Source organism: Burkholderia sp. COPS (genome assembly GCF_019425585.1).
Lineage (GTDB): Bacteria > Pseudomonadota > Gammaproteobacteria > Burkholderiales > Burkholderiaceae > Burkholderia > Burkholderia cepacia.
On record NZ_WIXR01000042.1, the window covers coordinates 59,882 to 69,985 of the forward strand.

8 protein-coding genes are annotated in these 10,104 nt (G+C 64.5%); all 8 read right to left on the bottom strand.

Features of this window, described 5'->3' with window-relative positions; all coding sequences use genetic code 11:
• Positions 1–53: 53 nt before the first annotated feature.
• Positions 54–2,414: an efflux RND transporter permease subunit gene (locus FOZ70_RS29540; protein WP_219707407.1), complete on the bottom strand. Its 2,361-nt coding sequence runs from the start codon at positions 2,412–2,414 to the stop codon at positions 54–56.
• A gap of 45 nt (positions 2,415–2,459) precedes the next feature.
• The gene (locus FOZ70_RS29545) at positions 2,460–4,301 is read right to left on the bottom strand and encodes a DUF1302 domain-containing protein (protein ID WP_060061334.1); all 1,842 of its coding nucleotides are present in this window, start codon (positions 4,299–4,301) and stop codon (positions 2,460–2,462) included.
• Between the two features lie 82 nt (positions 4,302–4,383).
• Positions 4,384–5,748, bottom strand: coding sequence for a DUF1329 domain-containing protein (locus FOZ70_RS29550; RefSeq protein ID WP_059651283.1), 1,365 nt, complete (start codon positions 5,746–5,748; stop codon positions 4,384–4,386).
• A gap of 269 nt (positions 5,749–6,017) precedes the next feature.
• Positions 6,018–6,431 (bottom strand): RidA family protein, encoded by a 414-nt coding sequence (locus FOZ70_RS29555; protein WP_059676128.1) that lies wholly within the window; start codon positions 6,429–6,431, stop codon positions 6,018–6,020.
• An 18-nt stretch (positions 6,432–6,449) separates the two neighbouring features.
• Positions 6,450–7,283: a phytanoyl-CoA dioxygenase family protein gene (locus tag FOZ70_RS29560; RefSeq protein ID WP_059651281.1), complete on the bottom strand. Its 834-nt coding sequence runs from the start codon at positions 7,281–7,283 to the stop codon at positions 6,450–6,452.
• A 559-nt stretch (positions 7,284–7,842) separates the two neighbouring features.
• Positions 7,843–8,532, bottom strand: a complete 690-nt coding sequence (locus FOZ70_RS29565; RefSeq protein WP_059651326.1) for a hypothetical protein — start codon at positions 8,530–8,532, stop codon at positions 7,843–7,845.
• 34 nt (positions 8,533–8,566) lie between these two features.
• Positions 8,567–9,223 (bottom strand): c-type cytochrome, encoded by a 657-nt coding sequence (locus FOZ70_RS29570; RefSeq protein ID WP_059651280.1) that lies wholly within the window; start codon positions 9,221–9,223, stop codon positions 8,567–8,569.
• 10 nt (positions 9,224–9,233) lie between these two features.
• The coding region (locus tag FOZ70_RS29575; protein ID WP_219707408.1) for an FAD-dependent oxidoreductase at positions 9,234–10,104 on the bottom strand (871 nt) is incomplete at its 5' end.

A 10,104-nucleotide genomic window follows, 5' to 3' on the forward strand; every position in this document is an offset into this window, starting at 1 on the left:
AAACAGTTAGCGTCTTGACCATGAACGAATCTCCATCGGCAGGTTCACGAGCTTCAGTGACTGAACAAACCCGGCGCGCGGGCCGGCTTGCGGCGGGGGAACCAGCGTTCGAGCAGCGACGCGAGCGCGGGCAACGCGGTCATCGCCATCACCAGGTTCACGATGAACATGAACGCGAGCAGCTTGCCCATGTCCGCCTGGAACTTCAGCGCGGAGAAGCTCCACGTCGCCACGCCGATCGCGAGCGTGATCGCCGTGAAAATCGTCGCGACGCCCACCTCGAGCATCGCGTGCTGCACGGCCTTCACGATGTGCTGGCCGCCGGCGAGATGCACCTGCAGCCGGTTGTAGATATAGAACGCGTAGTCGACGCCGATCCCCACCGCGAGCACCATCACAGGCAGCGTCGCCACCGTCAGCCCGATCTGCAGCTCCTTCATGAACCAGTAGCCGATGAAGGTTGCAACCGACAGCGGCGCGCAGCACGCGACCATCGCGCGCCAGTCGCGGTACGCTAGGAACACGAGGATCAGGATCGCGCCGTACACGTACAGCATCATCGGCAGCTCACTGCCCGCGACTTCCTCGTTGGTCGCTGCCAGCACGCCCGCGTTGCCGGCCGCGAGCCGCACGGCGATACCCGGGAACGGATGCGACGCGCGATACTGCTTCACGTCGTCGAGGATGCGGTTGATCGTCGTCGCCTTGTGGTCGGTCAGGAACAGGTGCACGGCCGACATCGTGCAGTCGGCCTTCATGAAGCCCTTCACGCGCCCGACGTCGACCGATACCGCCCCGTAGTTCTCCGGGTCGATCGGCACCACGCTCATCTTCGGATAGTCTTCGTTGTAGCCCTGGTTGTAGCCGCGCAGCATGCCCGAGTACGACTGCACGGACACCACGCCCGGCTCGGTACGCATGGCCGCCGCGAAATCGTCCTCGTACAGTCCGACCGCCGGGTTGTTGCAGCTCTTGCCGGCCGACTCGATCGCAACCGTCAGCCAGTCGAGGCCCATGTCGTAGTTGCCGGCGATGGACGTCGCGTCGCGATTGAAGCGTGCATCCGCGCGCAGTTCCGGCGCACCCGGCTGCAGCGTGCCGATCACGCGATCGCGGCTTTGCCACGCGGCCAGCGCGAACACGACCAGCGTCAATGCGACCGTCGCCCCCGCATACTTCGGCTGCGCGACACGCGCAAGCGGCCGCAGCCGTGCCGAGCGCCGTTCGCCGCGCTTGAGCGCGCTGTCCGCGTAGTGCTTCGTGAAGTTGAAGCAGGACGCGGCCACCGGCAGCAGGATCAGGTTCGTCACGATCTTGTACGCGACACCGAGCGACGCGGTGATTGCCAGCTCACGCACCATCGGGATCGGGATCAGCAGCAGCGTGATGAACGACACGAATGCGGTGATCAGCGCCAGCACGCCCGGAATCAGCAGCCCGCTGAAGCTGCGGCGCGCCGCCTCGTATGAACTGTGCCCGTGCGAAATCTCGCGCACGATGAAGTTCACCTGCTGCACCCCGTGCGACACGCCGATCGCGAACACCAGGAACGGCACCAGCACCGCGAGCGGGTCGAGGCCGAAACCCAGCAGTTTCAGCGTGCCGAACTGCCAGACCAGCGACGTCAGCGAGCACGCGATCAGCAGCACCGTGAAGCGCAGCGAATGGCAATACCAGTACACCGCGAGCGCGGTCAGCAACAGCGCGATCGCGCAGAAGCCGAGCACGGCCTTCGCGCCGTCGGCGATGTCGCCGATCTGCTTCGCGAAGCCGATGATCTGCACCTCATAGCCGGCATCCTCGAACGGCTGGCGGATCTTCTGTTCGAGCAAGTGATTGAACGCCACGTAATCGAGCACCTTGCCCGCACTGTCGCGCTCGTTCAGCTCGGCCGTGATCATCGCGCTGTCCTCGCCGTGCGACACGAGCGTGCCGACATAGCCGCCCAGCGTCGTCGCGCGACGGATCTTCCCGACGATCTCCGGCGTCAGCTGGTCCGGCGTGATCGTGCCGGAAATGATCGGCTCCGCGCGAAAGCCTTCGTCGGTGATTTCATTGACGAACGCATTCGACGTCCACAGCGAGCGCACGCCGATCCGGTCGACATTCGGCAGGTAGGTCACCGCCTGCGTGACCTTGTACAGCCGTGTCAGCCCGTCCGGCGTCCAGATCGAGCCGTGCTTCGCGCGCACGACGATGGTGATCCGGTTCGCGCCTAGCAGGTCGTTCCGGTACTGCTGGAACGTGCGGATGTACTCGTGGCCGATCGGCATCTGCTTCTCGAAGCCGGCATCCATGCGCAGCTGCATCGCGAACACGGCCATCACGACGGTGAACAGGCCGATCGCCGCGAGCACGATCGCGCGATGACCGAAGAATAGCCTTTCAAGGCGGCTGACCAGACGATTGAGCACTGCATTACCCCTTCATGTATTCCGGCGATGCCCGACGCGCGCGCGTCAGAAGTTCCGGGTAGCAAACACACCGACGAAATTGCGGTCCGCATACGGATTGCCCACCGACTGGTGACCGCCGAAGAACGCCGCGAAGTTGATGCCTGCCTGCCACTTCGGCGGATTCTGGTTGAACAGCACGTAGACGTTCACCGACTTCGCACCCTGCATGTAGTTCGCGGTGAAGGTCGGCGTGTACCCATAGAGGCCGGTGCTGAACGTCACGCCCGGCGTCACCTGCCAGCCGGGGATCAGCGAGCCGTCATACGTCCAGTTGAAGTCGACCGTCGCGCCCACCGAACTCGACGTGCCCTGCCCTTGCGTGATCGGATAGCCGAGCCCCGAGTTGTGGTTCAGCCAGGGGAAGTAACCGGCGGCCGGCACCTGCGTGACCGGCTGCCCGTCCACCGTGCGCGTCACGTCCGAACCGAGGCCCGGGTAGTAGATCCACGTGAGTTCCCAGGTCAACGCGGCGGAATCCGCGGCGATCAGCTTCAGGAACGGGTACTCGCTGCGCGTCAGCGCGAGCAGCCCGTTGACATCCAGCTGGAACTTCTTCTTGTCGGCCCATTGCTGGCAGTTGACGCCTTGCACGCCGTTCGTGATGAGGTCGGTCGGGCCGCCCGCGCCGTAGCAGCTCGACAACGCGACCGCATCGCGCGGCCGATACGACAGCTCGGTACCGATGGCCCACGGGCCGACCCCGAAGTTCGCGCTCGCGCCGAACAGTTGCCGGTTCTGGAGATACGACCATTGCGCGGTGCCGTTCGACAGCGTCGACAGCACCGGCGACTTGTCCGTGTAGTTCAGGTAGTAGAACGCGAAGTTCGCATCGAACGAGCGCGGCGAGTAATTGAACTTCACGCCGAACTGCGGCCGGTATTTCGCGGGCAACTGCGTCGACACCGGAATGCCGAGGTCGTTGAACGGCGGCCCGGCGAAAGCGCCGTTGACGAGCCCGTTCTTGATCGCGTTCAGCGTGTCCTGGTTACCCGCTGCAGCCCCGCCGCCGATCGCATTGGCGATCGTGCCGACGCCCGGGCCAGCGACGTTGGGGTTGTTCGCGTTGATCGTGAACGGTTCGGCGCCGCGGCCGATGACGTTCGCCAGCGACCAGTACGACCCGACCGGCGGGAGGCGGTTGCCGTTCCACTGGAACTGGTAATACGCTTCGGTGCTGAAGCCGTGGGAAAGATCGGCGGCGAGGCTCAGCATCGGCGCCGGCAGCAGCGCCTGCTTGAGCTGCGAACCCGGGATCAGCAGCTTCTGGACGTCGATCGAGTTGGTCGCGTTGATGCCGCTCTGCGCGTAGATGCTCTCGCCCCAGTTGATTACCTGGTTGCCGAGCCGCACGTGCGCGTTGCGCCCGCCGATCGTGAAATCCTTCTGCGCCCACAGATCGAGCAGCTGCGCGTTGTACACCACCTGCGCGGCCGCCGTGCTCGACAGCGGCGTTCTGGCCGTTCTCCCGGCGAGGAAGTCGTACATGCCCGTGCCGCGCACCATGAACTTGAGCCCTTCGCCCGGCATCTTCAGCAGCAGTTCGCTGGTCGCGCTCACGTAGGTGCTGAACGGCTGCCCCTTGCGGTAGTTCAGGTCGCCGTTGTCGCCGTAACCCCACTGATCGGTGTTGGCAGCCGCACCGCAGCCGTATGCGTTCGGATCGCCGGTCAGCGAGCAGCTCGGACTCCTGGTCCGGATCCCGCCGCCCGCCGTGAGATTGGTCACCCACGACCCCTGAACGGCGCCGTCCCCCAGCGTGAACTCGTACCCGTACGCGGTCGACGTTGCCGCACCCAGCATGGCAATCGACACCGTAGTACTCTTAACGATATTGCTTGCTTTCATCGCACCACCCACCCATCTCCAGACCGGATGCCGACGCGCGCGTGCGCACGTCGGGCCTGTTTTCTTTTTTTGACTACGGCAATCAGCGTTCGCTGACCGATCTCAGCGATTCCGCCGAGTAGAAATCGGACTTGAAGCGCGGATCGTTGATCTCCTGGTACCAGCGGATATCCTTGCCCTGTCCGATCGTCGACGAATCGAATACGTAGCGCCCGCTCAGCACGTCGTACTGCGCCATCGGCTCGTTGTCGCACGCACCGCCCAGCTCCCATACCGGAATCGGGTAACTCTCGCGCACCTTCCACAGCTTGCCCTGCGCGTCGTAGTCCTCGCCGACGAGTGCGAGCCAGCTGTCCTCGTCGAGGTAAAACACCTTCTTCGACGCGACGTGGCGCGCACTCGGCTTGACCGTCGCCTCGACGACCCATACGCGATGCATCTCGTAGCGGCGGTTCGCCGACGCGATGCCGTCCGGGGTCGCGACGTCGTGCAGCTTGCTCTTGAACTTGTACATGCCGAACGCGTTGTACGGAACGAGCAGGTCGCGCTTGCCGACGAGCTTCCAGTTGAACCGGTCGATCGAGCCGTTGAACATGTTGGCTTCGTCGATCAGGTACTGGTTCTCGAAGCCGATCAGCGGCGCGTCATGCGTATAGGCCGGCATGCGTCTCACGCGGCGCTGGCCCGGAAAGTAGTAGTAGGTTTCCGAGTCCTTGTTGAAATACTGGCGCTGCACGAACGCCTGCCCGGCCAGCGCGGCCGGCGAAGTGGCCGAGAAATAGGCGGCCAGGCTGAGCTGGTCGACATCCTTCGGCCCGCTCTTGCCCGATTTGCCCGACGGGAAAAAGAAGACCTGCGGGCCGATCCCGTCGATCCATTCGCCGCCGCCCGGACGCGGCGAGATGGACGTGACGACCAGCGGCCACTCGATACCGACACCCCGATACCGGTTCTCGTAGTTCAGGATCGCTTCGGCGCCGGTTTTCGGCTGGGGAAACAGCACGCCGGGCAAGACTCCCGCTTCGAGCGTCTCGCCATCCGACGCAAGCTTCGCGGCCGTGAGGTTGGCCTTCGTGTTCTGCTCGGCAAATTCCGGCAGCTGGCACTCGCGGTGCGACGGATAGACATCCATCCGGTAGCCCTTGCGCTGCTTGATCAACGCGATCTGGCCGGGCGACAGATTGCTCGCGTACTTGTCGACGTTCGCGGCGTCGATCGAATAAAGCGGCTTCTCGTTCCGGTGTTTCCAGAAATCGCCTCGCGTCTTGCCGTATTCCCAGCCCGACTGCGGCTCCTGCTTGCCGGCAAAGGCCGGAATGGAACCGTCCTTGCTCGCGCCGCGTTCGGCGCCTGCGGAGGTAAGGTCGTCAGCCACGGCACTGCCTGCCATCACCAGCAACGCAGCCGCGATTGCCGACACGGTTCCGATCGTGTGCTTCTTCATCATGTTCTCCTTCCGAGACTCAGCTTTCATTCACCGGTTGTGCGGTTGACGGGCGACAGGCGTTCAATCCGTTTCGAGCGGCTGACACGCCGCTTCCCGGAAGGCCGTCGCACGACCTCCGCGACCGTGAAACGCTCGACGTCACCGAGCCGATGCGTTCTACATTGTAAGTAATGCGAAATATTGTCGGTATTCTTCCGCCGAAATCCGCGGCGTCGAACACCCTCTTGCGTCGACGCCGCACCGGCCGCGCGAACGGCCGGGCGTCCGCGTCAGGCGGCGCCGGATCCGGCCACCGCCACCGCGCGCACTTCGACACACAGCTCGGGCAACGCGAGCTGCGTCACCCCGACCGCCGTCCACGACGGATAGCGATCCGGGAAGTATTCGTCCTTCACGGCGGCGAAGGCTTCAACCTCGGCGCGCAGATCCGTATGAAAAGTCGTCAGTTCCACCACGTCGCCAAGGCTCGCGCCCGCCTCGACCAGAATCGCCTTCAGCGATTCGAACGCGATGCGCGCCTGCGCCTGCACGCCGTCGCCCGGCCGCATGTCCGCGCCGATCCCGACCTGGCCGGAAACCCAGATCGTGTCGCCCACACGCGTCGCGGGAGCGAAATGGTAGGTGTCGTACCACGCCTTGAACCCGGGTGGAACGATCGGTTGCCGCTTGTTGGTTGTTGCCATGACTGGAATCCTCCGGATTCAGACGAGTTGACGGAAGCACGGCGCGCGAAACGGGTCGCCCGCCTTCAAGGACGCGAGCTCGTCCACGAACAACACGCCGGCCGGCGTGAAACCGGATGCGCTGTTGTCCGGCAGCGGGCTGAACGTGGCGTCGTCGCCGAAGAAGCGCAGCACGAGCGTGTGGCGATCGGGAAACGCCGGATCGACCACGCCGCCGCCGTGCAGCACGCCGGGATGAAGCAGCAGGACATCGCCCGGCTTCGTGGCCCACGAAAGGATGTCGTACTTGCCCGGATCGGCGCGGCGCTCGGCTTCGATGTCCGGCATCCGCGGCCAGACGCCACCGCCATGCAGCGGCTCGGTGGGATCGTCGGCGTTCTGGAACGTGGTGCCGTCGTGACGCACGCCGCGATGCGAACCCCGGACGATCTCGAGCGCGTTGCGCTTGGGAACGGCCTCGAAACTGATCCACGCGTTGCCGAAGTGCATCCCGGACCACGGCAGGTACGAGGTGTCCTGATGCCACAACGAGCGTGCGCCCTTTCCGCCGCGCTTCAGGAACAGTTCCTCGGCGAAGAACCACACGTGCTCCGATCCCCACAAGTCGGCAAACAGGCGACCGAGCGGCAGCGTGGCGACCAGTTCGTCGAGCCGTTCCTTCGCATACGGATTCGCGTTGTCGACGTGCGACCGGAATTCGGTACCGTCGAGGAGACTCGACGCCATCGGCCCCGGGTTTTCAATCCCCCAGTCGAACGCGAGCCGGCACTGGGCCAGTTGTTCCTCGTTCAACACACCTTCGATCAGAATCGCGCCGTCTTCCGCGAAAGCCTTGCGCTTGACATCGTCCATCGGTCACCTCCTGTTGGTTCGCCCCGCCCTGCTTGCGGGTGCCCTGTACCATTCCTAACATCGAACAGAGTAACAATGTTAGGTAATGATGATAAAGATAGAAGAAAATAAAAAGAGAGGGTATTCCCGGTACGGATTCGATACGTGGACAAAACGGGATGCCTGGCATGCGAAGCCGATCACGGCCGCGTGCCCGCCCGCGCGCCGAAAGGGCACACCGAGGGCACGCGCCCCTCTTTCCTCCGACGATTGTTCGACGGCCTTCACGTGTCGCGGTCAGCGACGACCCGACACCCCGCCATCCAGAACAAGCCGGACAACGTGACATGCAGGCCGTCGACGGATCGATGTCGACATCGTCCGACGAAGGCCAGCGGATACGCGAGGGCCGATCCGCACTCGCCGCGCTCCGGAACACCGTGGCTCACGCGCAGGACCGGCCGCGGTAAGTAACGGAATAACGGAAGCGATGCGGCGCTGAGCGGCACGACGGCACAACAGCCGTCTCCGGCGCGTGTCGTCGATCGACGCGAATGCTGCGATGCGCGTCGCCACGCGCTTACGCGAGGCGACGATCCCCGTTCCGGTTCGAGCCGAACCGGCTGGCGTCATGCGTCTGACCTGCGCGCTCCAGCGCGCAATAGGCGTAATACACGACGACCGTCAAGTACGACCACGTCACCAGCGCGAGGACGAAGAAATTGAGCACGACGTTGTGCTCGTCTCCCGGTATCGGATAGAAGTCGTAGATGCACGCGATCGCCATCGACGTCACCGCCGCGACGGTCGTCGTCGTCGCATGGAACCGCTCGCCGGCCGCCAGCAGTTTCCGCACGAAACCCGCGAGGTAGATCGTCAGCCACGCCCATGCCGCGACATAGAAATACGGCTGCACTTTCGCGATCGCGCCGGACACCAGTACGGCGGTGCCGACGATGGAGATCGCGAACAGCGCGACATCCTGGCGGCCCGACGGCCTGTAGCCGCGCGTCACGGCCATCAGGCCCGCGACGGCGACGAGCGGCATCCCGAAGCCGCGGGAAAACGCATCCAGGACATGCGACACGAGCCCCGAGAGCTCGAAGTGAGTCGCGAAGTAGATCAGCGCATTGGTCGAAGAGACCGTGACGATGAGCCACTCGATCCCGAGCAGGAAATTGCGCCGCTTGAGAAACTTCCAGCCGTAAGTGGCCGTCGTGGTGGCCAGCAATGCGCTGGCGAGGCAAAGTGCGAGCGTTCTGCTGTCCATGATCAAATGCTCCATTCCGATTGCATACGGTTCATCATTCCTTCTCCGGATTCAAACTCGCCAGGTACTGAGCGACGGCCTCGCGGTCTTTCGGCGACAGTGCGGCGGCGACGCGCTGCATCGTGCCGGTCGCTTCTGTTCGCGTGCCGGCGGCAAACGCCTCCAGTTGCTTCAGCAGATAGTCGTGCCCCTGGCCCGCCAGCCGCGGGAACTGCGCCTGGCCCATCAGGCGGGAGCCGTGGCACGCGGCACACGCCGCCTTTTCGACCAGTTGCCTGCCTTGCGCCGCCCGTTGCGGATCGGCCTCGAAGTAGCGGTTGCTGCGGGCCGGCTGGCGCGCGTAGTACTCGGACAGCGACTTGATTTCGGTCTCGCTCAGGCTCATCGCCAGCGGCGCCATGTTCGGGTTGACACGCTTGCCGCTCGCGAAGTCGTGAAGCTGCGCCGCCACGTAGGACGCCGGTTGCCCCGCCAGGCTCGGATAACCCTGGTCGGCCGACGTACCCTTGACGCCGTGACAGCCGAGGCACGTGTCGGTCAGGTGCGGCCATGGTCCGCCGTCGGCGCGGTACGCCTCTTCCGACGCGGACACGAACTGTTGAAGGCGGTACAGATTCAGCAACGTCGGCCCGAAGACGACGAGCGATACGGCGACGAGCCCCGCAATGGCGAGCAAGATGCGTTTTTTCATGATTGCTCTCCTATGCGCGGCGCAGGCCGTTCAGTGCCTGCAGGGCGCCCTGATGCCCCGAACGCACGGCGCCATCCATGTAGCCTGCCCAGATGTTCGCGGTTTCGGTCCCCGACCAGATCAGGTTGCCGCACGGCCAATGCAGTCCCTCGCCGTGCGCAGTCCAGAAACCGGGGGGAATCGCGGACACGCACGTGATCGTCCACGGGTCGGCGCGGCTCCAGTCGTGGTCGTGATACGACACGGGCGACAACGCGTCGTCGCCCCACGCCTGCGCATAGATGTCCGTGAGGATGTGTTGCGCGGCCTTTCGGTCCGACGGCAACAGCGCGTTCCGGACGAATGCATTGATGATCCCGATCTCGCCGCCGGGCGGGGAGTTGTCGTACGCCCAGATGATCGGCCCGCCGACCTGGAAGACATGGCCGTTCAGCCCCTTCTCGCGCCAGAACGGACGGCGATAGACCATCGCCGTCTTGCGTGCCGGCGAGTGGGCGGGCCACGCACGCTGCAGCGACGCCCGCTTCTCGGGCAACGCCGGCTCGAACTGCACCTGGTTGCAGAGGGCCGGGTGGATGGCCATGATGACCTTGCGCGCCCGCACCTCTCCGCGATCGGTATGCAACGTGACGATGTCGCGGTCCCAACCGGAAATCCGTCGCACCGGGGTCGACAGGCGCACCTTGTCGCCCAGTTGCCCGGCCATCTTCGTGCAAAGAATCTGGGAGCCGCCGACGAAGCGCGTTTCCTGTGCGCTGTGCTTGATGGAATCGAGTTGCGTGAAGTCGCAGGACGCCGAATTGATCATCGACAGGAAGTGCAGCAGCCCCATACTGACCGGCGGAGCGCCGCCGCTCAGCGTGCACGAGCCCTCCCAACCC

Excerpts from the sequence above, each read along its gene's own strand:
- FOZ70_RS29545 (WP_060061334.1), bottom strand. The coding sequence starts at position 4,301 with ATGAAAGCAAGCAATATCGTTAAGAGTACTACGGTGTCGATTGCCATG.
- FOZ70_RS29560 (WP_059651281.1), bottom strand. The coding sequence starts at position 7,283 with ATGGACGATGTCAAGCGCAAGGCTTTCGCGGAAGACGGCGCGATTCTG.
- FOZ70_RS29555 (WP_059676128.1), bottom strand. The coding sequence starts at position 6,431 with ATGGCAACAACCAACAAGCGGCAACCGATCGTTCCACCCGGGTTCAAG.
- FOZ70_RS29550 (WP_059651283.1), bottom strand. The coding sequence starts at position 5,748 with ATGATGAAGAAGCACACGATCGGAACCGTGTCGGCAATCGCGGCTGCG.
- FOZ70_RS29565 (WP_059651326.1), bottom strand. The coding sequence starts at position 8,532 with ATGGACAGCAGAACGCTCGCACTTTGCCTCGCCAGCGCATTGCTGGCC.
- FOZ70_RS29570 (WP_059651280.1), bottom strand. The coding sequence starts at position 9,223 with ATGAAAAAACGCATCTTGCTCGCCATTGCGGGGCTCGTCGCCGTATCG.